At 51.3% G+C, this 25,614-nt stretch carries 23 protein-coding genes and 1 tRNA gene; 14 read left to right on the top strand and 10 right to left on the bottom strand.

Features of this window, described 5'->3' with window-relative positions:
- The first annotated feature begins 387 nt into the window (after positions 1 to 387).
- The 4 genes from RTM13_RS11320 (at position 388) to RTM13_RS11305 (ending at position 5,135) form a co-directional block, all read left to right on the top strand.
- Entirely contained in the window at positions 388 to 1,104 is a 717-nt protein-coding gene (locus RTM13_RS11320; protein WP_312212121.1) for a DUF554 domain-containing protein, read from the top strand.
- Positions 1,105 to 1,209: 105 nt separating this feature from the next.
- Positions 1,210 to 1,285, top strand: a tRNA-Phe gene (locus RTM13_RS11315).
- Between the two features lie 366 nt (positions 1,286 to 1,651).
- Entirely contained in the window at positions 1,652 to 3,151 is a 1,500-nt protein-coding gene (locus tag RTM13_RS11310; RefSeq protein WP_312212120.1) for a DUF262 domain-containing protein, read from the top strand.
- Positions 3,144 to 5,135: a DUF262 domain-containing HNH endonuclease family protein gene (locus tag RTM13_RS11305; RefSeq protein ID WP_312212119.1), complete on the top strand. Its 1,992-nt coding sequence runs from the start codon at positions 3,144 to 3,146 to the stop codon at positions 5,133 to 5,135. The genes RTM13_RS11310 and RTM13_RS11305 overlap by 8 nt, the downstream gene beginning before the upstream one ends.
- Positions 5,136 to 5,884: 749 nt before the next feature.
- Here the strand turns inward: RTM13_RS11305 and RTM13_RS11300 are convergent.
- On the bottom strand, positions 5,885 to 6,121 hold the full coding sequence (locus tag RTM13_RS11300) for a hypothetical protein (RefSeq protein ID WP_312212118.1): 237 nt from the start codon (positions 6,119 to 6,121) through the stop codon (positions 5,885 to 5,887).
- Positions 6,122 to 6,596: 475 nt separating this feature from the next.
- Between RTM13_RS11300 and RTM13_RS11295 the strand changes: the two genes are divergently transcribed.
- From RTM13_RS11295 to RTM13_RS11285, 3 genes are all read left to right on the top strand, one after another.
- A complete protein-coding gene (locus RTM13_RS11295) occupies positions 6,597 to 7,157 on the top strand; it encodes a thioredoxin domain-containing protein (RefSeq protein WP_312212117.1) in 561 nt (186 codons plus the stop codon).
- A 61-nt stretch (positions 7,158 to 7,218) separates the two neighbouring features.
- Positions 7,219 to 8,085 carry a glutathione-dependent disulfide-bond oxidoreductase gene (yghU, locus tag RTM13_RS11290; RefSeq protein ID WP_312212116.1) on the top strand — a complete coding sequence of 289 codons (867 nt, stop codon included), beginning with the start codon at positions 7,219 to 7,221 and terminating at the stop codon, positions 8,083 to 8,085.
- A gap of 131 nt (positions 8,086 to 8,216) precedes the next feature.
- Positions 8,217 to 9,194: a sensor domain-containing diguanylate cyclase gene (locus RTM13_RS11285; protein WP_312212115.1), complete on the top strand. Its 978-nt coding sequence runs from the start codon at positions 8,217 to 8,219 to the stop codon at positions 9,192 to 9,194.
- Here the strand turns inward: RTM13_RS11285 and RTM13_RS11280 are convergent.
- From RTM13_RS11280 to RTM13_RS11270, 3 genes are all read right to left on the bottom strand, one after another.
- Positions 9,191 to 10,831 carry a methyl-accepting chemotaxis protein gene (locus tag RTM13_RS11280; protein WP_312212114.1) on the bottom strand — a complete coding sequence of 547 codons (1,641 nt, stop codon included), beginning with the start codon at positions 10,829 to 10,831 and terminating at the stop codon, positions 9,191 to 9,193. The genes RTM13_RS11285 and RTM13_RS11280 overlap by 4 nt on opposite strands.
- A gap of 689 nt (positions 10,832 to 11,520) precedes the next feature.
- Positions 11,521 to 12,417, bottom strand: a complete 897-nt coding sequence (gene yghX / locus RTM13_RS11275; protein ID WP_312212113.1) for a YghX family hydrolase — start codon at positions 12,415 to 12,417, stop codon at positions 11,521 to 11,523.
- 71 nt (positions 12,418 to 12,488) lie between these two features.
- Complete coding sequence (locus RTM13_RS11270; protein ID WP_312212112.1) at positions 12,489 to 13,010, bottom strand: ESA_00282 family adhesion-associated protein; 522 nt, start codon at positions 13,008 to 13,010, stop codon at positions 12,489 to 12,491.
- Between the two features lie 103 nt (positions 13,011 to 13,113).
- Here RTM13_RS11270 and RTM13_RS11265 point away from each other — a divergent pair, with 103 nt between their 5' ends.
- The 3 genes from RTM13_RS11265 to RTM13_RS11255 are packed head-to-tail and all read left to right on the top strand — an operon-like array spanning position 13,114 to position 14,912.
- Positions 13,114 to 13,527: a hypothetical protein gene (locus RTM13_RS11265; protein WP_312212111.1), complete on the top strand. Its 414-nt coding sequence runs from the start codon at positions 13,114 to 13,116 to the stop codon at positions 13,525 to 13,527.
- Positions 13,520 to 13,972: a cytoplasmic protein gene (locus RTM13_RS11260; protein WP_312212110.1), complete on the top strand. Its 453-nt coding sequence runs from the start codon at positions 13,520 to 13,522 to the stop codon at positions 13,970 to 13,972. The genes RTM13_RS11265 and RTM13_RS11260 overlap by 8 nt, the downstream gene beginning before the upstream one ends.
- A 43-nt stretch (positions 13,973 to 14,015) precedes the next feature.
- Positions 14,016 to 14,912 (top strand): SDR family oxidoreductase, encoded by an 897-nt coding sequence (locus RTM13_RS11255; RefSeq protein ID WP_312212109.1) that lies wholly within the window; start codon positions 14,016 to 14,018, stop codon positions 14,910 to 14,912.
- A 64-nt stretch (positions 14,913 to 14,976) separates the two neighbouring features.
- Here RTM13_RS11255 and RTM13_RS11250 read toward each other — a convergent pair whose 3' ends face one another.
- The 5 genes from RTM13_RS11250 to RTM13_RS11230 form a co-directional block, all read right to left on the bottom strand.
- Positions 14,977 to 15,510 (bottom strand): hypothetical protein, encoded by a 534-nt coding sequence (locus RTM13_RS11250; protein ID WP_312212108.1) that lies wholly within the window; start codon positions 15,508 to 15,510, stop codon positions 14,977 to 14,979.
- 180 nt (positions 15,511 to 15,690) lie between these two features.
- A complete protein-coding gene (exbD, locus tag RTM13_RS11245; protein ID WP_312212107.1) occupies positions 15,691 to 16,116 on the bottom strand; it encodes a TonB system transport protein ExbD in 426 nt (141 codons plus the stop codon).
- 6 nt (positions 16,117 to 16,122) lie between these two features.
- Entirely contained in the window at positions 16,123 to 16,857 is a 735-nt protein-coding gene (gene exbB / locus RTM13_RS11240) for a tol-pal system-associated acyl-CoA thioesterase (RefSeq protein WP_312212106.1), read from the bottom strand.
- Between the two features lie 161 nt (positions 16,858 to 17,018).
- Positions 17,019 to 18,548, bottom strand: coding sequence for a family 43 glycosylhydrolase (locus RTM13_RS11235; protein WP_312212105.1), 1,530 nt, complete (start codon positions 18,546 to 18,548; stop codon positions 17,019 to 17,021).
- 12 nt (positions 18,549 to 18,560) lie between these two features.
- Positions 18,561 to 19,940: a glycoside-pentoside-hexuronide (GPH):cation symporter gene (locus RTM13_RS11230; RefSeq protein WP_409456036.1), complete on the bottom strand. Its 1,380-nt coding sequence runs from the start codon at positions 19,938 to 19,940 to the stop codon at positions 18,561 to 18,563.
- A gap of 331 nt (positions 19,941 to 20,271) precedes the next feature.
- Here RTM13_RS11230 and metC point away from each other — a divergent pair, with 331 nt between their 5' ends.
- Together metC and yghB are read left to right on the top strand one after the other, a co-directional pair.
- Positions 20,272 to 21,459, top strand: coding sequence for a cystathionine beta-lyase (metC, locus tag RTM13_RS11225; protein WP_312212103.1), 1,188 nt, complete (start codon positions 20,272 to 20,274; stop codon positions 21,457 to 21,459).
- Positions 21,460 to 21,590: 131 nt separating this feature from the next.
- Positions 21,591 to 22,250: a DedA family general envelope maintenance protein YghB gene (gene yghB / locus RTM13_RS11220; protein WP_312212102.1), complete on the top strand. Its 660-nt coding sequence runs from the start codon at positions 21,591 to 21,593 to the stop codon at positions 22,248 to 22,250.
- A 55-nt stretch (positions 22,251 to 22,305) separates the two neighbouring features.
- Here the strand turns inward: yghB and RTM13_RS11215 are convergent, their stop codons facing one another.
- A complete protein-coding gene (locus RTM13_RS11215) occupies positions 22,306 to 23,196 on the bottom strand; it encodes an AraC family transcriptional regulator (protein WP_312212101.1) in 891 nt (296 codons plus the stop codon).
- Positions 23,197 to 23,388: 192 nt separating this feature from the next.
- Between RTM13_RS11215 and yqhD the strand changes: the two genes are divergently transcribed.
- Positions 23,389 to 24,552 carry an alcohol dehydrogenase gene (gene yqhD / locus RTM13_RS11210; protein WP_312212100.1) on the top strand — a complete coding sequence of 388 codons (1,164 nt, stop codon included), beginning with the start codon at positions 23,389 to 23,391 and terminating at the stop codon, positions 24,550 to 24,552.
- 104 nt (positions 24,553 to 24,656) lie between these two features.
- The gene (dkgA, locus tag RTM13_RS11205; RefSeq protein ID WP_312212099.1) at positions 24,657 to 25,484 is read left to right on the top strand and encodes a 2,5-didehydrogluconate reductase DkgA; all 828 of its coding nucleotides are present in this window, start codon (positions 24,657 to 24,659) and stop codon (positions 25,482 to 25,484) included.
- Positions 25,485 to 25,614 lie beyond the last annotated feature (130 nt).

The raw sequence follows: 25,614 nt of genomic DNA, 5'->3' as shown, positions 1-25,614 counted from the left end.
GGGGAGTAAATGCCCCGGGCGAGGCCTCTGCCCCACCCTGTGAACGTGTCTGACTGGAGCCAGCTCCGACCGCCAGACATCAGTAAAAGCAGATCGTATCTGTTCTTACTGATATCTACAGTGAGCCTGCGTTAGCCTCACCGCATGGTGAGAAGCGTCGGGATCGGTAACACACGGGCGGAGGATCGCATAACTATGCGACGCATCTGGCGAGCAAATCGATCTGTCATCCAGTAGCCCCTGTAGTTTAATGAGAAGTGGAAAGGAGAAATTTCGCGCAATCATGTCACTTTTAATCTGCCCATGCAACCTACAATCGGTGCTTAAAATCTGCCGTTTTTCGGCATACTATGCGGCTATATAAATTGAAATTGCAGGAGAAATAGCGTGCTGACCGGACCCTTTATAAATGCCGCCGCCGTGCTGATTGGCGGGACGATTGGCGCAGTGCTAAGCCAGCGGCTGCCGGAGCGTGTGCGCACCTCTATGCCCGCTATCTTTGGCCTCTGCTCGCTCGGCATTGGTATTCTGCTGGTGGTGAAGTGCGTTAACCTGCCGGTGATGGTTTTAGCCACGCTGCTCGGCACGCTGATTGGCGAGCTATGCTACGTCGAGCGCGGGATTGGCGGCGCAGTTAATGGCCTGCGTCGGCTGGTGCAGCGCGGCGGCAAACACGATGCTGTTGCTGCTCATGAGACCTTTATCCAGAGCCTGGTCGCGATCATCATCCTGTTCTGTGCCAGCGGCACGGGGATTTTCGGCGCGATGCGCGAAGGCATGACCGGCGACGCCAGCATTCTGATCGCCAAAGCCTTTCTCGATTTCTTTACCGCCGTAATTTTTGCCACCTCGCTGGGCATTGCGGTCGCGGCGATCTCTGTGCCGATGCTGCTTATTCAACTCAGCCTTGGAGCCTGCGCCACGCTGGTGATGCCGCTGACGACGCCCGCGATGATGGATGACTTCACCGCTGTCGGCGGGATCCTGCTGCTGGCTACCGGGCTGCGGATTTGCGGCATCAAGATGTTTGCTGTCGCCAATATGCTGCCCGCGCTGGTTATCGCCATGCCGCTCTCCGCCGCCTGGACCGCTTTTTTTGCCTGAAAACGAGTGTAGAAACGGCAAATTGGTGATAGATTGTGCAGTCTGCAACGATTTAGATAAATTTCGTTGACGACACGAGGCGAATCGGTTTTAATGCGCCCCGTTGCCCGGATAGCTCAGTCGGTAGAGCAGGGGATTGAAAATCCCCGTGTCCTTGGTTCGATTCCGAGTCCGGGCACCACTATTTAAAGAAACCAGCCTACGGGCTGGTTTTTTGCTTTCTGGGGTTCCGGTAGATTTCTGGTAATTCTGATCACAGATTTCGCTGCTTTACCTCTTGAGTCCGACCTGAGCATCTCCCTTTAGCGAATCCCTACCCTTCCGGTCACTGTACCAACCTCTGCTGGTCTTCACGCTGCCAATAAACATTATTTCCAGCCGGTATACCTGCTGGTGAATTGATCACAGCAAGGCAGCATCCGGTCTTTGTCCGGTCAGGGAGAGTGAAGCATCATTACTTTCTTTTGTGTGGCCCTATAATGCTTGAGATTTCACATGCTTAGTATCATGATACCAACAAATATGAATTAAAAAATCGAATCTGCCCATGGCAGATAGAGAACTTGTGGACTATCTCTGGCGCTTTACCTGCATAAAGCTTCAGCTAAGACATCGGGGCGATGTCTTAGATCTACATTCAGAAGGAATTTATGTGACTGTTAGTGTAGCAATATGCTCTGTAACTGACCTGCTTACAGGTAAACAGATTAAAACCGGTACATGTGACACAATCAGCAGCAATTTTTCAATACCAGAGTATCAACGCCCTTATATATGGCAAGATAGGCAAATCGCGAGATTGTTAAAGGATATAGCGGAACACCAAGCCCATTCAAGCACTATGCCCTATTATCTAGGTAGTGTCATTTTGCATGCTGATGGTGAGAGTCTTAATATCATCGACGGTCAGCAACGCTTGACCACTTTAGCATTAATGGCTCATCTTAATGGGCAATTTACTGATTTTTCTCTGCATTATAGCTCACCAATTAGTCAACGGCAGATAGTGCATAATCTTGCCTGGCTAAAACAACATTCTGGCGAGTGGCTAGAATTGATTGATTTTAATCTATTGCAGTTCTCACTAGTCATCACTCGTTCTGAAGATCAAGCCTACCAATTTTTTGAAACTCAAAATACTGGAGGTGTACGTCTTAATGGCGATCAAATCATCAAAGCACACCATCTGCGAGCAATTGGCGAAAAAGATAAACTATCCGTTGATCACTTTGCCAGGTGTTGGGAAGCACTCGGTGATTTGTCTAACATTGTTGATTTACTGCTTAGAGGGCGCTACTGGCAGTATTTGCATTTTAGAGAATATCCGCAGCATAACCAGAAGGCGCTAATTAGAAACTGCATTGTCAATGAGTTGGCAGAAAACACTGGTAAGGGAGAAGATACTGCCTTTGGTCGCATCACTCGTACTTATTCTGCTAGCGGCACAGAAAATTTATCTCAAGCACAAGTGGGATATGATTTAAGGCAACCACTCAATAGTGGTGTAAATACTATTCACTACCTCCAGTATTTTGAAAAACTTCGTCAAATTTATCTACTGCACAGTGAAAAGAGCTCAACACTAAAAGGGTTCAGTGATTTTTATAATCATTTCATTTGCAAACTAGAAGGCTGTAGTTATCTCAAGCAGCTACTGGATACTGCGCTATTGCTTTATATAAGTCAGTTTGGTCAAATGAATTTAGAAGTGGCTGCAAAAAAACTATTTAGGGTTATTTATTCTCGTCGTATTGAGAACCAAACCGCCGTGAAAGAAAGGTCAATACCTGCTTTTATACAAGAAACACCAGTACTTGACTGGATTGCAACAAGTTTTACGGTCGAACAACTTTTTTTAAAGCTGGATGGCTTTGACTTAAAGGTGAATAGCAATGGACTCGGCGAGGATGACAATACTGTCAAAAAACGCTTTGTTATACGCGTGGTAGAACATTTTGACCTATCAATCAGCCAAATTAATTTTAAAACACAATTCGGCCCTAATTTTGATAAATATATAAAAAACCTGGAGGTCAGAAATGGATAAGGAACAAGGTGTTAAAACGGAGATTCTAACACTAGAAACTGTGCTTAATAAAGGCTATCAGTTTTCAATCCCAAGCTATCAACGCCCTTATGTTTGGAGTGATGATGACGTATTACTGCTCTTTAATGATATTAAAGATGCTTGCTTTGCTGGCGACCAAATTTACTTCATTGGCACTGTTCTTTCATCCTTGCTGGAGCAAAATACTCATAAAATATATGAACTGATTGATGGTCAGCAACGCACAACAACTTTGATGCTAATTGCTATTGCTTTTAAGACTGCTGGTAGCAAGACACTTTTGGTTGATGTGATTGTATATGAGAATAAACCCAGGTTGCAGTTTGCAATTCGAGAGCAAGTCCAGAATTTATTGGGAAGTCTTGCTGGACTAAAATCCTTTGAAAAACCGTCTGATGAATCGATTGCACAAAACGACTATCTTAAGCAACTAGATATAGCACTAACTGTTTTAACCAAAGAAATCGCTAAGCTTAAACAGCAATCAGCGCAAAAATTTGAGTTGTTGGGAAACTATATTTTTAGCCAAGTACAATGGGTAAATAATGTTGTTCCCGTCCAAATGGATTTAAATCGCTTGTTTGCCACGATGAATACAACCGGCATTCAGTTAGAACAAACAGACATTTTAAAGGCAAAATTACTAAAGCGAATTAAAACACATAAATCGCAATATGAAGCAATTTGGGTTTCCTGTGAACATATGGAAAACTACTTTGAAAGGAATGTTAGAAAAACATTTAAAAAAGCTGACTGGAACAATATTCAACCGCAAGAGCTCTCTACATTTAGTTTAAATAAACTCACTATTACTGAAGAACCAACGAAAAAAAATGACTCAGGATTATCTATTGCTCAACTTGCTGAACAGATTGAGAGTCAATTTACTCCAGAGGACACAGTGATAGAACAATTCGAAACAGATGAGTTGGATATCGAGACAGTATATTGTCGTTCAATCATTGGTTTTCCTTTGTTACTTATTCATGCTTACCGTGTATTTCTTGCATTGAATGAAAAAGAAGATATCATTCCAAGACTGCATAGTGATAGGTTACTTGAAATCTTTGAGCCACTTATTAATTCCGATGAATGCACAATAAAAGATTTCATAGAAATGCTTTGGCAAGTACGCTACCAGTTTGATACATGGGTTGTTAAATGGGTCGAAAAGGATGATAACCTAGATTCGCATCTTGCATTAGCTAATGTTTCTCGTAGCATCTCCAAAGGGAAATACTACTTAAACCGGTCTCCTAAGCCATTAAGTGACTTGGTAATGTTGCAAAGTGTTCGTAATTTTACTGGTGAACGCAGTGCGCAATATTGGTTAACACCATTTATTGCATCACTGATTCGCAGAGAAGTTGGCGGCACAGAAGATAAACGCGCATGTCGGATACTTGAACGCATTGATAATCGAATGTCTCTTGCATTAGACAGCCAAAAAGAGGCAAGTTTTAAACAGGCTAAATGGTTAAAACCTAAGACCAACCCTTGGGATGAGCTGGTAACATATTTTAACGAATCGCATGGTATCGGATTTGAACACTATTGGTTCCAAAAACTAGAATATATACTATGGAAATCATTAAATAATTCCAGTCTGCCAGAAAAAGATCTAATAAAATTTGAACAATATCGTATTACTTCTAAAAACTCCATAGAACATGTTCATCCACAGCAAGAAGAGTATGGTAATAGACTCACTGAAACGCCTTTAAATTCTTTTGGTAATTTAGTGCTATTAAGCCCTGGAGATAATTCATCTTATAGCAATCAATCAGTCGCAAAGAAAAAAGCAGACTTTGAAGCCAAACCTCGATTTGACTCTTTGAAATTGAGAGCTATATTCCGCTCCAAGACTAACTTTGATGAGGGTTGGACTGAAAAAAATATTAAAACTCATAAAAATGCGATGATTAAGTTGCTAACAGAGCATTACCGAAAAAATTCTGAATAGCATGCCTAAATACAGGTCAGGAACATTTACCTGAACGGGGCTGTTCATCAGATTAAAATCTGGTAACAGCTCGACCTGATTGCATGCTTGATTCATGGCTTGCTATCCTCTTGGCAAACATTAGTTTTCAGGAGGTTAGATTCCATTACGAAAGCCCTAATCAGTTATACGCAAGAGCACATGGTTAAAAATTGACCTATTTTTAGAATTTTGCAACCTTTTATATGAGATTCGTGAGCCTGACTACATTAAAAGGAATTGCCAAATGAAATCTATTGTTTAAAAAAGTAGCTTAACGGAACAAGATAGGGTATTGAAATTCTTTAAGAACACTCCCTATCAAATGCCCAATCAATAATATAATACGGCTCTATAAATTTTATTACACGTAATGACTTAGTAATAAATACCGGCACTCCGATCATAGAGCAATAGCAGCTAAAAAATCATCACTAGTTGCATTTATAAAGAAGACTTGGGGTTCATCTTTCTTAGAGAAGTATTGCAAAAAGAAAAACGGCCTCTCCTTTTAAATAATTAAAATTCGAGAATTTTTTTCCGTCTCGTTTCACTGATTAGTGCAACCCCACAAAACATCTGAATAATTATTTAGGCGAAATATAAAAGGAACATAAATTTTTTATGATGGCTTATAAAAATCATGTTATGTATATAATAAACGCAACTAACATCAGTAGAAATCATTTAATTATAAACCTGCCAATCAAGTCCTTTTGCAAAACAAGGCTTTAATTACTTTTCATTATTGCAGGCCTGACATTACAGCTTCGAAATTGATAATCGCCATATTCTTCACGCAGTTCAGCGTCGACTTCGGCAAAGATTCGGTCATATAGGTGCTCAATCTGCTCATCATCTAGTGCTTTTACAAAATGTATACCTTGCCCGCAAGGAACCTCTGCTGTAGAAAAGCGAAAATTTAACTGCCAGACGGCTACTAGGTTTGGATCCAAATGATGTTTCATATTCCCTCCTCAGCATATTACAACGGTCAGGATAGGCGTTCAAATCGGCAGAAAGATATGATGGTGATAACACTTTTGGGATTATGATATCAATATCCATTTACCAGATAGCAGTCAGCCATTTCCTCTTTCCGCCAAGCCATTATCATATATTTAATTTTTTACACATAAACAAAGAAAAATGCATAGCACAATACCTCTATGAAAGTTTGAGTTATGGGTAAGTCATTAAGCACCTCCATTATTATGCAGCTTTTTGAAGTAAGCAAAGCAGAACATGCGCAGGGGTTAAAATGGGAAAGGAGCATTAGCGTTAACTTCATATTTTCCTCACTGACGTCGGGGCCATACATCATAAAATTGTAGCGATAATCTTTGCGCATTACGCTTGTTAAATAAGTGCATTTTTTGGCTAACCCCATCTCAAAAAAAGTGGGGTAGACTGCCATTCGACATCGATAAAAAAGGAAAAGAGATGAACCAGCAAACAACGTTACAACCGCAGCCACTGGAGTGGGGATACGGTCCACGCACCTTCGAGGTTTTTCTGGAACCCACCTGTCCCTACTCGGTAAAAGCCTTTAACAAACTCCCTGCCCTGCTCAAGCATGTCGGGGAGGACAAGGTCACGGTAAAAATTCGCCTACAGTCGCAGCCGTGGCATATGTACTCCGGGTTGATTGTCCGCTATATCCTTGCCGCCTCAACGCTACCAAACGGCAGAGAAGCCGCACATAAAGTTATGCAGGCTGTGGCAGATCGTCGAGAGGAGTTTGAATTTACCGATCACTACGGAGGCCCAAACCTGGATGCCACGCCGCGGCAGATAATGGTACGCCTTAATGAATATAGTGGTGTCGACGTTAGCGAGCCGTTTGCCCGCGCCGATCTGCAAAACGTCATTAAGTGGCACTGCAAATATGCCCGTCAGAACGGTATTCACGTCTCGCCAACCTTTATGGTCAACGGACTGGTACAGGCCGATCTGGGCAGCGGCGACGACATTAGCTTTTGGGCAAAGCGAATTCTTGCCTGAAGCACGATGAATATCACGCTCCTGCTACACTGCTTATCAGATAAATGAAAGGGGAATCGCTATGTCAGACAACAGCTATCAACTACCTAAAGTGTGGACGTGGGATCAATCCGGCGGCGGCGCGTTTGCCAATATCAACCGTCCGGTCTCCGGCGCGACGCATGAAAAAACGCTGCCGGTGGGCAAACACCCTCTGCAACTTTACTCCCTCGGCACGCCGAACGGCCAGAAGGTTACCATTCTGCTGGAAGAGCTACTGGAGAGAGGCGTCAGCGAGGCGGAGTATGATGCCTGGCTGATTCGCATCGGTGAGGGCGACCAGTTCTCCAGCGGCTTCGTTGAGGTGAACCCGAACTCAAAAATTCCGGCCCTGCGCGATCACAGCACTACGCCGCCGACCCGCGTCTTTGAGTCCGGTTCAATTCTGCTCTACCTGGCAGAAAAATTCGGTCACTTCCTGCCAAAAGATCCGGCTGGCCGCACCGAAACCCTGAACTGGCTCTTCTGGCTGCAAGGCTCTGCGCCCTTCCTCGGCGGCGGTTTCGGCCACTTCTATAGCTATGCGCCGGTAAAAATTGAATACGCCATCAACCGCTTCACTATGGAAGCCAAACGCCAGCTTGACGTGCTCGATAAGCAGCTTGCCCAGCATAAGTTTATTGCAGGCGACGAGTATACCATTGCCGATATGGCCATCTGGCCGTGGTACGGCAACGTCGTGCTCGGCAACGTTTATGACGCGGCAGAGTTCCTCGACGCTAACAGCTATAAGAACGTGCTGCGCTGGGCGAAAGAGATTGCTGAACGCCCCGGAGTGCAGCGCGGCCGCATCGTTAACCGCGCCAACGGACCGCTTAACGAGCAGCTGCACGAGCGCCATGATGCCAGCGACTTCGCCAATAATACGGAAGATAAACGCCAGAGCTAACGCTTATCGACCGGGCCTCTCCCGCCCGGTCACTTTTTAAAATCGATTACGCCTCCTCTTTTTCTCCTGTTGTATTTACAACCAAAAAATAACTAGTAAGAATGCTTTTTATTTATACCTAATCGGTCGGTATGTCTGAACTCGCGCTTAAGCAGCAGATCCAGAATCTGAAGAAGCACAATGCCCGTCTGGTGCGGCTGGCGCGTGACGCCCGCAGCAAGCTCAGTGCAGCGCTGGACGGCACCGGCCTCTGTCTGTGGCAGCTGGACGTGCCCAGCGGCAAGCTGATCATCTACAACCGCCGCTGGGGCTCGATGTTGGGCTACCAGCCAAAAGAGCTCAGCGCGCGCTTTGAGGTCTGGAAAGAGCATCTTCACCCCGATGATAAAGAGCGGGTGCTGGATGCCTTCTATGGCCATCTGCACGGCAAAACACCCTTCTATGAAGCGCTACACCGGATGCAGCATAAAAATGGCACCGTAACCTGGGTGTTGGATCGGGGACGCGTCAGCGAGTGGGACGACAGTGGCCAGCCGCTGAAGGTTACCGGCACGCATATCGATATGACCAAAGAGAAGCAGTATGAGGAGCAGCTTGCCCTGCTGGCGAACCACGATCCTCTCACCGGCCTTGCCAACCGTCATGCTCTGATCCAGCATTTCGAGGCGTTAAAAATGGTGGGGGCGCTCTGCGTGGCGTTTATCGATCTCGATGATTTTAAAAACGTGAATGATACCTTCGGCCACCGTAGCGGGGATGAGCTGCTGATGCAGCTTAGCCAGCGTCTGCGTGAGACCTGTCCACCGGGAACGATTGTCGGCCGGCTCGGCGGGGATGAGTTTGTGCTGCTGTTGCCCTTTACGCTGAGTGACATGCAGGTGAGCAACGCCGCACGCGACTGTTTACAGGCTGCACTGACGCCGTTTGAACTGGATAACGGCACGGCAAGCGTCGGTGCCTCCATCGGCATTGAGCAGGCATTACCGCAGGATGATTTTGTTAGCGCGCTGGTTCGCGCTGACCAGGCGATGTATCAAATTAAGCATGCCGGTAAAAACGGTGCGGCACTGGGTGCCACACCGCTAGCGGGATCTATCAAAAGCGTTTAGAACGCGACCCACTCATCATCAGCCGGGGCTGCCACTGCTGCACGGCGTGCTACAGGCGTGCTAACCGGTGCTGCCTCCATTTTTCGATCGTTAGCAGAGAGGCGGAACCGCTGCACTGAACGCTGTAGCTCCTCGGTCTGACGCTCAAGGGCCGCCGCCGCTGCGGAAACTTCCTCAACCAGCGAGGCATTTTGCTGCGTCACGCTATCCATCTGGGTAATGGCGACACCCACCTGGGAGATACCTTTACTCTGCTCGGCAGACGCGCCGGCAATCTGCTTCATAATGGTGGTCACTTCCGTTACCGCCTGCAGAATGCCCTCCATGGTGGTGCCAGCGTCGTTCACCAGCTGCGCCCCTTTATCGACCCGGCTGACGGAGTCGGTTATCAGCGACTCAATCTGCTTCGCGGCATCGGCGCTACGGCTGGCAAGGTTACGCACTTCGCCCGCTACAACCGCAAACCCACGCCCCTGCTCGCCCGCTCGTGCCGCCTCTACCGCCGCGTTGAGCGCCAGAATATTGGTCTGGAAAGCGATACTGTTAATGACCGTAGTGATCTCAGCGATCTTTTTCGAACTGTCAGAGATACCGTTCATGGTGCCGATCACCGCCTCGACCAGCTCGCCGCCTTTGCTCGCTCGCGTCGAGGCTACGTCCGCCAGCTCGCTGGCCTGATGCGCGTGGTCCGCATTCAGCTTAACCGTCGCGGTAAGCTGCTCCATGCTGGCTGCCGTCTCCTCCAGGGCCGCCGCCTGCTCTTCCGTACGGGAAGAGAGATCGTTATTGCCGCTGGAAATCTCAGTAGCACCACGCCAGATATTGTCGCTGCCCTGGCGAATAGAGCTGACAGCCTCACGCAGACTATCCTGCATCGCGCGCAACAGTGGTACCAGCTGACCCACACAGTTGCGGCCCAGATCCTGTACCGGCTGGCTGAGATCGCCCTGGGCAATAGTGCGGAAGTGCTCACGGATGGTTGCCAGCGGTTTCACCAGCATGGCGACCAGATAGCGATCGGTGAAGAGCAGGATCAGCAGGCCGAGGATCACCGCTGCCAGAATCAGGGTGCGGGTCACGTTAGTCTGCCCATCCACCATGACGCGGGTGTCATCCAGTCTTGCGCTGGCGGCAGCGTTAAAGGCTTCTGCCGCCGCACCAAACGCGCGACTTAGCGCTGGCGTCACGTTACTCGACTGCTGGCGATACGCCTCCAGCGCCCCCTGCTGTGCCAGCTGCACCTGCGGCGTCACGCCCTGATCCAGCAGCGTCTGCCAGCTGGCAATCGCCTGGGCAGAAGCCTTCGGATCCATTGGCCCTGGCGAGATGGCTTTCAGCGCCTCCAGCTTCGTTTTCATATTATCCAGCGCCAGCTGGACCTGTGAGAAATCCGCGCTGCCACCGGCGGCTTTGGTCTCCAGCACGCGTGACAGCCGTGTGACAACACGGAAGTATTGATCGTTGCCCTGGCTTAACAGCGTCATCTGGGTAACCAGCTGGCGATCGATCTCATTTCCTTCTGCCACTTTAGAGAGCGAGAAGACGCTATACAGCCCAACGCCGGACCACATCAGGCAAAAGACGCCGAGGATAACTAGCAACACCAAACGAATGGTGAAGTTTTGCAGCACGCGCATAATTTATTCCTTGCCGATAAGGGGGATACTTATTGTCGCAAGCGACGTAGCAGAGTTATCGGCATGTTAATGACAATATGTATGGTGACGCGTGATTTTTTTGATCAAAAAACGCGCTATGGTCTGCCTTGCTTAAAAAAAGGTTGGATGAACTATAATAGTGTGCACTCAGCATTTATGCATACAAATTCAATAGAAAAAACAACACCATTAAGATTAATCCTAAGTGCAACATACTGAAAAATAAGCACAAAAAAAGAATGCCTTTGCGGGCTTCTCTTCAATCTATTTAATATTAACGTTTACTTTTACAATGAAAGAAAATTCAATGATAGTAGCTGAAATAAGGAATTAATGGCACGCTTTAAAATAACATTTAAAGTATATACAAAAAGCACTTCTATTAATTAGAATAGAAAGTTAGTTACTTTTTTTATATTTTTGTAGAAACAAAAACATTGGCCTTGTCTTTTTATCCGCTATATCAAAAAGAAGCAGCTCTTGCCAGCAAGCCGCGCCAAACCTGGCTTTGAGCCAGCAGGCACCTTGTCTCGCAAACCATCAGGAACCTATTCATGCCAGAAACAAGCATCTTATAAATGCTATTTACGCCAGCAGAAGGGTCTACTGGCGAGGCTAGTAGCGATCACAAAGCGTACTATTTTAGCGCTGCTAAACTATTACGTAAGTTAACTATTATCGGAAAGATATAATTTAAACCAGTCGAGGGTACGCTGCCACGCCAACTCTGCCGCGGCCTGGTCATAGCGCGGCGTCGAGTCGTTATGAAATCCATGATTAACGCCAGGGTAGATATAGGCCTTATAGACCTTATTGTTCGCCTTCAGCGCCTGTTCATAGGCGGGCCAGCCCTCATTGATACGCGTATCCAGCTGGGCGTAGTGCAGCAGAATGGGCGCATTGATTTTTGGCACATCGGCGATGGGGGCCTGGCGTCCATAGAAAGGTACGGCGCAGGCCAGCTCCGGATAGGCCACCGCCGCCGCGTTTGCTACGCCACCGCCATAGCAGAAACCGGTAATGCCGACCTTGCCGGTAGCGTCAGGGTGCCGCTGCATAAACTCGACTGCCGCGAAAAAGTCATTCATCAGCTTAGTGGGATCCACTTTCTGCTGAAGCGTCCGGCCTTCATCATCGTTACCCGGATAGCCACCCACCGAGCTTAAGCCATCCGGAGCCAGAGCAATATACCCCGCCTTGGCAACACGACGCGCTACGTCCTCAATATAGGGATTCAGACCCCGGTTCTCATGCACCACCACCACGGCAGGTACTTTACCCTCTACTTTGGTCGGTTTGACCAGATACCCACGCACTTCACCATGACCGTTTGGTGAGGGGTAGTGAATATACTCCGGCAGAATATCCGGATCGGTAAACTCTACCTGGGTAGCAAGGGCATAGTTCGGCTTGAGCAGATCGAACAGCGCCAGCGCGGTCATGCCGCCTACTGCATAACGTGTTGCCAGTTGTAAAAACTCGCGTTTGGAAATTTTACCGTGGGCGTAGTAGTCGTAGTAATCAAGCAGTTCCTGTGGGAAGTCTTTGGCGGTCAGACGCGTCATTGTTACTCTCCGGAAAGTGAATACTTTTTAAGCAAAGCATAACGCAACGCGTTTGTCAGTCACCAGAAAGGTTACTCAGCAGGAAAGGTTTTTACCTCGCCGGGATCGATTTCCGGCCGTTGATACTCCGGCCATACCAGCACCACCAGCGCCGGGTAGGCCTCGAGGCTAAACTCACGAAAGCACTGGCGTAAATTGAGCACCTCCAGATCGGCATGGGAAACCTTTTCCCCATTAAGGCAGCGCTTTTTAATATTGTCGTAATAGCGGTACACCGCTGAATTGAGATCGCTGCAGCGGCGCTGCGCCTCAAATAATCCCGGCGTACGATTTAGTTCTGCCATGTTCATTCGCTTAATGGTGGTATGCAGAAAATCAATATATTCATGATTTACCCGCCAGTACCATACCGGCGTAATGGCATTCATCAGTATGGAAAAGTGATCTTCGCCCTCCTCTTTCGTTAAGGGGGTTGGGTCGGAAGAGGGGCTTATCTCTCTCTCTGGCGAGCTGTTATTGAACCCACGCATCATTAAAAGTACGCCACCGGTAAGCAGCAGCAGGACGATAACAGAATAGAAAATACTGTTCATTAGCAGGCTCCATTTTTTTTGATTTTAAAATTGCGCCATGATATTGTCAACGCAACTCACGCCTGCCCTACCTCCACCCCGTTGAAATCACAGGATATTAGCGATGTTGCCCGAGAATCTTGTCCCGGCACGTTTTCACGTTTCTACGGTGAAAACGGACACAGGAGAAGCAGAAAAAGATGTCAATTTAACCCAGGGAAAAAGAACGCTCGTCGATTATGAAAGCGATATATTAACCAACGTTAGCCGTACCCGGCAATCGCGTAATATGCTACTGGAAGAGCGCGATCGTCATATAAAAGACAGATTATACCGGGTGGTAAAAATTGAATCCTTTAGCCGCTTGCTGAACGAACTTCAGGCTGCAGGTGAAATCGATCCCCAACTTTTAAGTCAAATAATCGCAAAAAAAACCACTGAGATAAATGACGCGGGAAATGAAATTTGGCTTAATCTCATAACCCACGAAAAAGATACGCCTATATTTTATACGCTACAGGACGATTCTCGTGAATAAAGATATTGATAATAACAATGTCTATTTGACTTTGGATGAGACAAAGAGCGATGAATTTATCTTAAAGCAAAACCTGGATGCGTTAATTCAAAATAAAAATGAGACGATCCAGCGTATCGCCAGGGAGTCGATCTCTATCCCCGCAGCATTGATCAGGCTGAAGTGGCAGAACCGCCGTGAGATTTACGCCCTGCAGGTTAAAGAGGAGATCTACGGGGCAGCAATTGATGAAATCATCGCGCTACATCCCGATCTACGGGAAAAGATCATGGCAAAACTGGAAAGCCACTACCAGCATACGCTGGAACGTGAAGTCGCTACGCTGCGGCTCACCCGCAAACTCGCCGATGGCGAATACCGCACCGGCAGCGTCAACAGAGTCGCGCTTCAGGAGGAGCAGGACAACCATACGGAATCGTCCGGTTCGCCTGCATTTCCCGCATAAGCTTCTATCCTTAATCTGGATGTATCACAGATGGAGACGACTTATGGCAAACGATCAGACGAAAATCCAGGACCCTACTACCCAGTATTACACTGAGGGATACCCGAAACAGTTACAGCCCGCGCCAGGGGTGCAGGCTAAAATGGATCCCGTCCCAGACTGTGGCGAGAAAAGCTATGTCGGTAGCGGCCGCCTTAAGGATCGTAAGGCACTGGTGACAGGGGGTGATTCCGGTATCGGGCGCGCTGCCGCCATCGCTTACGCGCGTGAAGGCGCTGATGTCGCTATCAACTACCTGCCCGCAGAGGAAGAGGATGCGCAGGAGGTTAAAGCGCTGATTGAAGCCGAAGGGCGCAAAGCGGTGCTGATCCCAGGCGACCTGACTGATGAAGCCTTTACCCGCTCGCTGGTTAACCAGGCGCGCGATGCTTTGGGCGGCTTAGATATTCTGGCGCTGGTTGCCGGTAAACAGACTGCCGTAGAAGATATTGCCGATCTCACCTCGGAGCAGTTTGAGCAGACCTATAAAACCAATGTCTTCTCGCTTTTCTGGATCACTCAGGAGGCGCTCAAATTCCTGCAGCCGGGTGCCAGCATTATCACCACCTCTTCGGTGGAAGCCTATCAGCCAAACGCCACCCTGCTGGACTATGCCTCTACCAAGGCGGCCATCCTCAACTTTACCCGCGGACTGGCAAAGCAGGTGGCAGAGAAAGGCATTCGCGTGAACAGCGTTGCGCCAGGCCCTGTCTGGACAGCACTGCAAATCTCCGGCGGTCAGCCGCAGGAGAAACTGCCGAAGTTTGGTCAGTCAACGCCGCTGAAACGCGCCGGGCAGCCTGCTGAGGTCGCCGCTATTTACGTCTACCTGGCGAGCCAGGAGTCGAGCTATGTGACCGCCGAAGTACACGGCGTCACCGGCGGGATGCATTTAAGCTAGTTCTTGCGTCCAACAAAAAAGGGGCCGCGATGGCCCCTTTTCTTTGTCTAAACGCCGCGCTTTTTTAGGGTGCTGAAGCATGAAAATCTTCCGCGGCCTTGTTGCCGGTCATTAGCAGCTGGCGCATCGCTGCAAAATCGACCCCAGACTTACGCACTTCGGTTGTGCGTGTAACCTGGTCAATAAGGTTGAGATAGTTTTTGGTTGCTATGCTGAGCATCTTTATCGCCTTCACAAACGCGAACTCAACCGAGTCCTTATCGTAAGAGAGAACGATCTCTTTTTCAGGCAGCATGAGGACAAAGGACTCAGCGATACCCGCCACGTGAATAGCCTGGTTCTTGATCTCTTCACCCACGTTGATCGCTGCATTAAAGTCGCTATCAGCGTAGCGCGCAAGTTCAGCACGACCAGAGCGCAGCTCTTCAGTCACCTGGTTAAGCGCTTCAGTTAATTCTTTAATGTCACGCTTATTGACCCTGGCCCCCATCTCATAAACCCGTTCGACAATCATAGGCTGGCAAGCAGCCGCTTTGGGCTGTGGTTGAAGACTGGCAATAACCAGCGCTACTGCTGCCTGTAAATGGTGGATTTTCACGATAGACTCCATAAGCGTCACCCTCGGCAAGGCATAGCATTGTACTACTGAACTTAACTATACGCTAAAAAAAGGCTGGTTGAATATAAGACTCAAACGGCCCATATATGAATCGCTTACGGTTTTTTAGGATGTAAAAAAGGGGCCGCGCTGGCCCCTTTTTTTATCTATACGCCGCGCTTATTTCGGGCGCGTTACCTCTTCACCTACCAGACCAATCTTCAGATAGCCTGCCTGATGCAGGGTGTCCATCACCTTCATCATCGTCTCATAGTCTACGGTTTTATCCGCACGGAAGAAGATGGTGGTGTCCTTCTTGCCTTCGGTCAGGGCGTTCAGTGCATTAACCATCGTCTCGTCGGTCACCGGATCGTTGCCGATAAACATGCTGTTATCTGCTTTTACCGACAGGTAGACCGGTTTTTCCGGACGCGGTTGCGGCTGGCTGGAGGAGGCCGGTAAGTTTACCTTCACGTCAACGGTAGCGAGCGGCGCTGCCACCATGAAGATAATCAGCAGCACCAGCATGACGTCGATAAACGGCGTCACGTTGATCTCATGCATTTCGCCGTTATCGTCCAGATTTTCATTAAGACGCATTGCCATACGGAATTAACCTAAACGTAATTTCTGTGCGGAGTGAACCGGCGCAGCCGACGGGCTGGCTGCCAGGTCGAGATCGCGGCTCTGCAACAGCAGCACCTGCGCGGCAACGTCGCCCAGCATGGCTTTGTAGCCGCCGATAGAGCGGGCAAAAATGTTGTAGATCACTACCGCCGGGATAGCGGCGACCAGACCGATTGCCGTCGCCAGCAGCGCTTCGGCGATGCCGGGTGCAACAACCGCAAGGTTGGTAGTCTGCGTCTGCGCGATGCCGATGAAGCTGTTCATGATGCCCCATACGGTACCGAACAGACCGATAAACGGCGAGATTGCGCCGATGGTCGCAAGGAAGCCATTACCGCGGCCCAGATGACGGCCAACGGCAGCAACGCGGCGTTCCAGGCGGAAACCGGTACGCTCCTTAATGCCTTCGTTATCTTCAGAGCCAGCGGATAGCTCAAGCTCATTCTGCGCTTCGTTCAGCAGCTGCGTGCTGAGGCTGTTAGCGTGGAAGCCCGCTGCGATTTCGCTCGCCTGATCCAGGGTGCGCGCTTCGCTTAACAGCTTCTGCTCGCGCTTAAGACGGCGCTTATGCGAGAACATCTCCACGCTTTTGCTGAAGAAGATCGCCCAGGTGACAATGGACGCCAGAATCAAGCCAATCATCACCAGCTTTACGACGATATCGGCATGGTGATACATACCCCAAACGGAGAGATCCGTCTGCATCAAATTATTACCCACTCTGTATCTCCGGACGAAAATCACAAAATCTGAGCGTAATAATATCAAAACAGCATCGAATTGATAGTAGTTCTCATTAGTATTTACATAGTGGCGTAATTTTGACAAAGTTTCCTTGCGCTTACGCAGTAAAAAATGCCGTAAGCGCAATTTTCAGAAAACTATCGAACCTCCAGCACAAAATTATCAAAGCGGCATTCACCGTGATCCTGCGCATTTGCCGTGGCAGCGGCAAAGATCCCGACCTTAGCCCCTACCCATTTTCCCTTGCCTGCGGCAAAGGTGCGCTGTACCGGTTGCCACGCCCCGCTATCTTCACGCCAGGCAAACTGGCAGACGCCCCCCTCCCCTACGCTCACCTGAAGCTCACAGGTTGCGCCAGAGAGCGTGTGCAGAGCCTGCCGCTGCTCGCTAATCACGCCCGTATCGCTCATCCAGCCGTGGATATAGCAGAGCTGATGGCTCTCCTCATGACGGGCGATAACCAGCGCCGCGTAGCGTTCGCCATAGATAATCAGCCCGCCGAAATTCTCAGGATCGGCGGCGTTGAGCGTTGCGCGCGTGCGAGCCGCAAAGACAAAAGCGGGAAACTTTTGCAGCAGCAGCTGCGGGGCGGCGTAGAGCGTTCGCTGACCTGCAAACTCGGGCAGCGGGATACAGCGCAGTTGAAGACCGTTCGGGGCCGGAACCAGCCAATTGCTCTGAGGATTGGCCTGCCACTGCCACTGTAGCCCCGGCCTGCCGGTGGCAAAATCGTCGCTGGTCTGGGGCGCATAAGACGTCACCGCAGGCAAGCCGCCGGGCTTTTGCCAGCGCAAAACCGGCTGACCAGCACCTGCCTCACCAAAAAGTTCACCTATGCGCGGCCAGCCATCCTCGCCCCATGACATCGGCTGGAGATGAACAATGCGGCCGTAGAGGTGTGCATCCTGAAAATGGACAAACCAGCACTCACCGTTTTTCAGCTCTACCCATCCCCCTTGATGAGGGCCGTTCACGGCAGTACCTCCCTGAAAGAGCACGTTTCGTGCCTCCCACGGCCCGGTGATCTCTGGCGCGCGCAGTACCGCCTGCCAGCCGGTCTCCACCCCGCCCGCTGGCGCGAAGATATAGTAGAGGCCGTTGCGCTTATAGACCTTCGGCCCCTCCAGCGTCGGGAGATCGCAGCTGCCATCATAGATAATCCGCCCCTCTCCCTGTAACGCCGTACCGTCTGGCTTCATCGAAAAAAGCTGTAATTTATGCTTAATGCCGCTGCGGCTATGGGCAAAGGCGTGAACCAGCCAGGCGCTACCGTCCTCATCCCAGAAGGGACAGGGATCGATCCAGCCTTTAGCGGGCTGAACGCAGTGCGGCTTGCTCCACTCCCCCCACGGATCCTGGGTATGGCACATAAAAATCCCTTCGTCCGGGGTGCTGAAAAAGACCCACAGGCGATCGTCATGCCAGCGCAGCGAGGGTGCCCATACCCCTTTTCCGGGCTGCATGACATCGTAGCCGGGAAGATCGAATGAGGTGAAGACATGGTTGACGATCCGCCAGCTGACCAGATCCGTTGAGTGCAGCACGGGCAGGGCAGGCATATGGTTAAAGCTCGACGAGACCATAAAGAAGTCACCCCCAACACGGACGATGTCCGGATCGGAATAGTCAGCGCAGAGGATCGGGTTTTGATAGGTATCCTGAGACATAATGCTGCTCCCTTATGCGTTTTTCAGTTCGTCGCCCACCAGCACCGGGCGGTCGCTTGCTGCGGGACGAGCAGCCTGCTCACGGGCGGCCAGATCGCGCTGGATGGTGGCCATCATGGTGTCATCGAGCTTGTAGAAGCGCGCCAGCCACCAGAGGATCAGATAGGAGATCGATGGCCCCAGAGTCAGCAGGCCGACAATACCGGCGGTGGCCAGCGGCGTCTGCTCGGCAACGCCCGCCTGATAGCCAAACAACCCCAGCGCAAACCCGACGGCAGCACCCGCTACGGCCATACCCATTTTTAAGGCAAAAAGATTACCCGAATAGGATAAACCGGTAATGCGGTGGCCGAATTTCCATTCACCGTAGTCTGCCGCATTGGCCATCATATTCCATTTAAAAGGCTGGTACATTTGATGGAAAAAGCCGACCAGGAAATAGAGCGGGAAGACTACCGCCAGCCAAGTGGGCGGAATAAAAAACATCACCACGCCGGTAAATACCAGCAGCAGGTTAATATTTTTAAACAGCGAGACGGCACGATAGCGTTTAGCTAAATAACCGGCCGCGAGGCTACCAATAATGGTGCCGACCACGCTGGTGGAGACAAAGGCCGATTTCATCATCGTTCCTGCCGCTGTCTGCACGCCGCCCATCATTAAATAGGTAGCATAATAGAGCGTCGCCGCGCTTCGCATTACCCCTGCCATACTGGAAAAGAAAGTGATAATTGCCACAATGCGCCACTGATCGTTTGCCAGCAGGCAGCGAATATCCTCCCGCACGCTGCTCTGGGTCTCTACTACCGGAGCGACGCGCTCTTTGGTAGAGAAAAAACAGAACAGCAGCATGACAATGGCAATCGCACCCATAATGCCCATCGTGGCCTGAAAGCCAAACTGTTTATCCTCTTTGCCCAGCCAGTCCACCAGAAACAGGGTAGCGACCGACACCATCAGCCCGGCAGCGGATGAGATGGTAAAGCGATAAGACTGCGCCGACAGGCGATCCTTCTCATCGCGGGTAATGACCCCGCCCAGCGCGCAGTAGGGAATATTAATAAAGGTGTAGCAGAGCATTAACAGGGTGTAGGTAATATAGGCGTAGATCAGTTTTCCGGATGCGCCAAAGTCTGGCGTCGTAAACGTCATGACGGCCAGCACCGCATAGGGCACGGCAAACCAAATAAGCCAGGGGCGGAAATGCCCCCAGCGGGTTTTCACCCGATCGGCAACAATGCCGGTTAGCGGATCGGTAATAGCGTCGAGGATACGAGTCACTAAAAACATCACCCCCACCGCTGCCGCAGAGAGGCCGTAAATATCGGTATAGAACCAGGTTAAAAACATGGTCACGGAGGAGTAAACAATGCCGCAGGCGGCATCCCCCATCCCAAATCCTAATTTTTCTGCAATCGACAACTTTGTATTATTTGCCACAATCAATCTCCCACAGAATTAGCCTGCGCCAATCTAAGGCTATTTTTCTACTGCGGCCTATTGCTAAATTTCACTCCCCTTTTATGTTTTTTAATAACTGATACAGGTATCACACATCTTTGCTTTTGGTATTACATGTTGCGCCAAAGCTGTCTACCACTGCCTCGTTTACTGACGGGAAGGCAAAAAAAATTTCCCCCATTTCTGGCAAATGACGGGGTTAATTTCTGCCGGGCCGTGGTAGTCTGGACATCCAGACGTATAAAATCAGGATAGTGTGAAGATGACAGCGAAGCACATTGATACCGCGCTGGTGAATGCCGGGCGCAGCAAAAAATATACTCAGGGTTCGGTGAACAGCGTGATCCAGCGCGCTTCGTCGCTGGTCTTTGAAACGGTTGAAGCCAAGAAGCAGGCGACGCGCGGGCGCGCCAGGGGCGAGCTATTTTATGGCCGCCGCGGGACGCTGACCCACTTCTCTCTGCAGGAGGCCATGTGCGAGCTGGAGGGTGGCGCAGGCTGCGCGCTCTTTCCCTGTGGCGCTGCCGCCGTGGCTAACACTATCCTCGCTTTTGTTGAGCAGGGCGACCATGTCCTGGTGACCAATACCGCCTATGAGCCTACCCAGGACTTCTGTAGCAAAATTCTGGCTAAGCTCGGCGTGACTACCGGCTGGTTCGACCCGCTGATCGGCGCGGACATTGCCAACCTGATCCAGCCCAACACTAAAGTGGTGTTCCTTGAGGCGCCAGGCTCCATCACCATGGAGGTGCACGACGTCCCGGCCATTGTCGAGGCGGTGCGACGCGTTGCGCCGGAGGCGATCATCATGATCGACAATACCTGGGCGGCGGGCATTCTGTTTAAGGCGCTGGAGTTTGGGATCGATATTTCTATCCAGGCCGGGACCAAGTACCTGATTGGTCACTCGGACGCGATGGTCGGCACGGCGGTCTCCAATGCCCGCTGCTGGGACCAGCTGCGTGAGAATGCCTATCTGATGGGGCAGATGCTGGATGCGGACACTGCCTATATGACCAGCCGCGGCCTGCGCACCCTGGGCGTGCGCCTGCGCCAGCACCATGAGAGCAGCCTGGCCATTGCCGAGTGGCTGGCGACGCATCCGCAGGTGGCGAAGGTAAACCACCCTGCCCTGCCCGGCAGCAAGGGCCACGAGTACTGGAAGCGGGACTTTACCGGCAGCAGCGGCCTCTTTTCCTTTGTGCTCAACAAACGCCTGAGCAACGACGAGCTGGCGGCCTATCTCGACAACTTCAGCCTGTTCAGCATGGCCTACTCCTGGGGCGGCTTTGAATCGCTGATCCTCGCTAACCAGCCGGAACATATTGCCGCTATCCGTCCTGAAGGTGAAATTGACTTCACCGGGACGCTGATCCGTGTGCATATCGGTTTAGAAAACGTTGACGATCTGATTGCTGATTTAGCGGCAGGATTTGAGCGGATCGTGTAGAGTGTATGAGGCTGGTACAGTTTTAAACAAAACCAGTGGAATTGTCTGCATTTCTTGCGTTAACGATCAAGGTGCTGCGGGCATTTCGGGAGTACAATAAGCCTTAATTATGCGGTTCCACAGGAATGTCCATGGCTGTTATTCAAGAAATTATCGCTGCGCTCTGGCAACACGATTTCGCAGCGTTAGCGAATCCACACGTTGTTGGCGTTGTTTACCTGGTTATGTTTGCAACGCTGTTTTTGGAAAACGGACTGCTTCCTGCCTCATTCCTGCCCGGTGACAGCCTGCTGCTGCTGACCGGGGCGCTGATCGCCCGTGGCGTAATGGACTTTATCCCGGCGCTGGTCATTCTGACGACTGCCGCCAGCCTCGGCTGCTGGCTGAGCTATATCCAGGGCCGCTGGCTCGGAAATACGCGGGTGGTTAAAGGCTGGCTGGCGCAGCTGCCGGCGAAGTATCACCAGCGTGCAACCTGCATGTTTGACAAGCATGGCCTGCTGGCGCTGCTGGCCGGACGCTTCCTTGCCTTTGTGCGCACCCTGCTACCAACCATGGCTGGCATCTCCGGGCTGTCGAACCGCCGCTTCCAGTTCTTTAACTGGCTGAGCGCCCTGCTGTGGGTGGGCGTTGTCACCGGTCTCGGCTATGCCCTGAGCATGATCCCCTTCGTGAAGCGCCATGAGGATCAGGTCATGACCTTCCTGATGATCCTGCCGGTTTTCCTGCTGGTGGCCGGGCTGCTGGGTACGCTGGTAGTGGTGATTAAGAAGAAGTACTGCAACGCCTGATCTCTTCGCTATGGTAAATGCCGGATGGCGCTGCGCTTATCCGGCCCACATAAATTTATACTCCCCTAATCCGTGCCGCATCCTCTCCCGGCGTTACGCCAAAGTAGCGTTTAAACTCACGGCTAAACTGCGAAGGGCTTTCGTAGCCGACGCGTATCGCCGCCGCGCTGGCCTTCATGCCGTCGTGGATCATCAGCATTCGCGCCCGGTGCAGGCGATAGGTCTTCAGATACTGCAGCGGCGAGGTGCTGGTCACCGATTTAAAGTTATGGTGAAACGCCGACACGCTCATATTAGCTTCGGCGGCCAGCTGGTCCACGCTCAGGTTCTCGGTGTACTGGCTCTCGATACGTTTCAGCACCCGGCTGATGAGGCTGAAGTGGGTCTGGCGACTGACCAGCGCTAAGAGCGCTCCGCCACACGGCCCGGTCAGCACGTGGTAAAGGATTTCGCGCACGATCTGCTTACCCAAAATCCGCGCATCCAGCGGTCGCGCCATCACGTCCAGCAGCCGCTCAATGGCGCAGAGGATCTCCCCCGACAGCGTGGCCGAATTGATGCCGCTTGCCGCCATGGCGGGTTGGAAGTGCTCATCCTCGCCAATGTCCATCAGCAGCTCCTGCAGCTGCAAAATATCAACGTTCAGGCGGATCCCCGCCAGCGGCACCTCTGGCGTGGCGAAGGTCTCACACTCAAAGGGCAGCGGCACGGTGAGCAGCAGATACTCATTGGTGTCGTAGCGAAAAACGCGATCGTTGATATAACCAATTTTATGCCCGGAAAAGAGGATCACGATGCCAGGCTGATACATCACCGGCGTACGTGTCCCGGGCTGGGTGCCGTAGAGCAGGCGTACGTCGGGCAGCAGCGCGCTAAGCCTGTTTTCATTATCTTTCAGCTGCTTAATCTGCTGCGTCAGCTGGCGGCAGATGGCTTCGCGGTTCATTTTCTAACTTCTCCAGGGCGATATAGAGCTATGCCCAGTGTACGCTTTTTTTGCGTTTTCTCCAGCATGCGAGAGGAATGGGCAAGAGATCGGCAGGAATATGCATTGAGAGCACCGGGCGCGGAGACCACAATAGTCCCCAGCAGGCAGCCCGTTGCCGTTTGTCTTTTCACCGATACAAGGGAAAGCGTCATGAATAACTTTAATCTGCATACCCCCACCCGCATCCTGTTTGGTAAGAACGCTATCGCCGATCTGCGCGATCAGATCCCGGCAGGCGCACGCGTGCTGATCACCTACGGCGGCGGCAGCGTCAAAAAAACCGGCGTGCTGGATCAGGTCTATAGCGCACTCAACGGCCTCGACGTGCTGGAATTTGGCGGTATTGAGCCGAACCCCTCTTACGAAACCCTGATGAAGGCCGTGGCTATCGCCCGCGAAGAGAAGATCACCTTCCTGCTGGCAGTGGGCGGCGGTTCGGTGCTGGACGGCACGAAATTTATCGCCGCCGCTGCGCACTATGCTGATGGCATCGATCCGTGGCACATTCTGCAAACCCGCGGCAGCGAAATCAAAAGCGCGATCCCGATGGGCTCCGTGCTGACCCTGCCGGCCACCGGCTCCGAGTCTAACAAGGGCGCGGTTGTTTCCCGTAAAACCACCGGTGATAAGCAGGCGTTCCACTCTCCGTTCGTCCAGCCGGTATTTGCTATTCTCGACCCGGTCTACACCTACACCCTGCCGCCGCGCCAGGTAGCGAACGGCGTGGTTGACGCCTTTGTCCATACCGTTGAGCAGTACGTGACCTACCCGGTCGATGGCAAAATTCAGGATCGCTTCGCGGAAGGCATTCTGCTGACGCTGATCGAAGATGGCCCGAAGGCGCTACAGGAGCCGGAAAACTACAACGTGCGTGCCAACGTGATGTGGGCGGCAACCCAGGCACTTAATGGCCTGATTGGCGCAGGCGTGCCGCAGGACTGGGCCACCCATATGCTGGGCCACGAGCTGACGGCGATGCACGGTCTGGATCATGCCCAGACGCTGGCGGTCGTACTGCCCGCGCTGTGGAATGAAAAACGCGACGCCAAACGCGGCAAGCTGCTGCAGTATGCCGAGCGCGTCTGGAACATCACCGAAGGCAGCGACGATGAGCGTATCGACGCCGCCATCGCAGCTACGCGCAATTTCTTTGAGCAGATGGGTGTCCCGACCCGCCTCTCCGGCTACGGCCTCGATGGCAGCTCCATCCCTGCCCTGCTTGAGAAGCTGAACGAACACGGTATGACCCAATTAGGCGAACATCAGGATATTACCCTCGACGTTAGCCGTCGCATCTATGAAGCCGCGCGCTAAAGGTTTTTTCTTCTGTGACTTTCGTTTTTGGGCTTTTCGTCCAGACTTAAGTCACTCAACTCCACCTGGGCCAGCCCGGGTGGAATTCATATAAGGAGGAATGCATGGCAAATCCAACCGTGATTAAGCTTCAGGACGGCAACGTAATGCCGCAACTGGGCCTCGGCGTATGGAAAGCGGGCAACGAGGAGGTCGTCTCCGCCATTCATAAGGCGCTGGAGGTGGGCTATCGCTCGATTGATACCGCCGCGGCCTACAAAAATGAAGAGGGCGTCGGCAAGGCTATCGAAAGCGCGGGGATCCCGCGTAGCGATCTGTTTATCACCACGAAGCTGTGGAATGATGATCAGACCCGCCCTGAGGAAGCGTTGCAGACGAGCCTCGACAAGCTGAAACTCGATCATGTTGATCTCTACCTGATGCACTGGCCGGTTCCGGCTATCGATCATTATGTTGAAGCCTGGAAAGGAATGATCAAGCTTCAGGAGCAGGGGCTGGTGAAGAGCATCGGCGTCTGTAACTTTCAGATTAGCCACCTGCAGCGTCTGATCGATGAAACTGGCGTGACGCCGGTGATCAACCAGATTGAGCTGCACCCGCTGTTGCAGCAGCGTCAGCTTCATGCCTGGAACGCCACCCATAAGATCCAGACCGAGTCCTGGAGTCCGCTAGCCCAGGGCGGCGAAGGGGTCTTCGACCAGAAGATCATTCGCGAACTGGCGGACAAGTACGGTAAAACCCCGGCGCAGATCGTGATCCGCTGGCATCTGGATCAGGGCCTGGTGGTGATCCCGAAATCGGTCACCCCGGCACGTATTGCGGAAAACTTTAAGGTGTGGGATTTCCGCCTAGATAAAGACGAGCTGAGCGAGATCGCGAAGCTTGATAAGAGCAAGCGCCTCGGCCCGGATCCGGACCAGTTTGGCGGCTAAGCACCTCTTTAATCCCCAACCCGGCCCATGCGCCGGGTTTTTTTTGCCTTATTCCCTGAAAAAGAAACATTCTGCAACAATTCCACTTCATTATTAGGTGTATTTTTTACGCGCCCGGGCGCAGCATAGA

It is taken from the genome of Pseudescherichia sp., assembly GCF_031979925.1.
Taxonomy (GTDB): domain Bacteria; phylum Pseudomonadota; class Gammaproteobacteria; order Enterobacterales; family Enterobacteriaceae; genus Pseudescherichia.
Note: the sequence above shows the minus strand (reverse complement) of the source record. Positions and strands in the feature narration are given on the sequence as shown.

Bases quoted from the DNA above. Each gene is read 5' to 3' on its own strand.
- metC (WP_312212103.1), top strand. From the start codon at position 20,272: ATGACAGCGAAGCACATTGATACCGCGCTGGTGAATGCCGGGCGCAGC.
- RTM13_RS11235 (WP_312212105.1), bottom strand. From the start codon at position 18,548: ATGTCTCAGGATACCTATCAAAACCCGATCCTCTGCGCTGACTATTCC.
- yghX (WP_312212113.1), bottom strand. From the start codon at position 12,417: ATGACGCGTCTGACCGCCAAAGACTTCCCACAGGAACTGCTTGATTAC.
- RTM13_RS11255 (WP_312212109.1), top strand. From the start codon at position 14,016: ATGGCAAACGATCAGACGAAAATCCAGGACCCTACTACCCAGTATTAC.
- yghU (WP_312212116.1), top strand. From the start codon at position 7,219: ATGTCAGACAACAGCTATCAACTACCTAAAGTGTGGACGTGGGATCAA.
- exbD (WP_312212107.1), bottom strand. From the start codon at position 16,116: ATGGCAATGCGTCTTAATGAAAATCTGGACGATAACGGCGAAATGCAT.
- RTM13_RS11295 (WP_312212117.1), top strand. From the start codon at position 6,597: ATGAACCAGCAAACAACGTTACAACCGCAGCCACTGGAGTGGGGATAC.
- RTM13_RS11310 (WP_312212120.1), top strand. From the start codon at position 1,652: ATGGCAGATAGAGAACTTGTGGACTATCTCTGGCGCTTTACCTGCATA.
- RTM13_RS11285 (WP_312212115.1), top strand. From the start codon at position 8,217: ATGTCTGAACTCGCGCTTAAGCAGCAGATCCAGAATCTGAAGAAGCAC.
- RTM13_RS11280 (WP_312212114.1), bottom strand. From the start codon at position 10,831: ATGCGCGTGCTGCAAAACTTCACCATTCGTTTGGTGTTGCTAGTTATC.
- RTM13_RS11305 (WP_312212119.1), top strand. From the start codon at position 3,144: ATGGATAAGGAACAAGGTGTTAAAACGGAGATTCTAACACTAGAAACT.
- RTM13_RS11265 (WP_312212111.1), top strand. From the start codon at position 13,114: ATGTTGCCCGAGAATCTTGTCCCGGCACGTTTTCACGTTTCTACGGTG.
- RTM13_RS11300 (WP_312212118.1), bottom strand. From the start codon at position 6,121: ATGAAACATCATTTGGATCCAAACCTAGTAGCCGTCTGGCAGTTAAAT.
- RTM13_RS11270 (WP_312212112.1), bottom strand. From the start codon at position 13,010: ATGAACAGTATTTTCTATTCTGTTATCGTCCTGCTGCTGCTTACCGGT.
- RTM13_RS11230 (WP_409456036.1), bottom strand. From the start codon at position 19,940: ATGGGGGATGCCGCCTGCGGCATTGTTTACTCCTCCGTGACCATGTTT.
- yghB (WP_312212102.1), top strand. From the start codon at position 21,591: ATGGCTGTTATTCAAGAAATTATCGCTGCGCTCTGGCAACACGATTTC.
- RTM13_RS11215 (WP_312212101.1), bottom strand. From the start codon at position 23,196: ATGAACCGCGAAGCCATCTGCCGCCAGCTGACGCAGCAGATTAAGCAG.
- yqhD (WP_312212100.1), top strand. From the start codon at position 23,389: ATGAATAACTTTAATCTGCATACCCCCACCCGCATCCTGTTTGGTAAG.
- dkgA (WP_312212099.1), top strand. From the start codon at position 24,657: ATGGCAAATCCAACCGTGATTAAGCTTCAGGACGGCAACGTAATGCCG.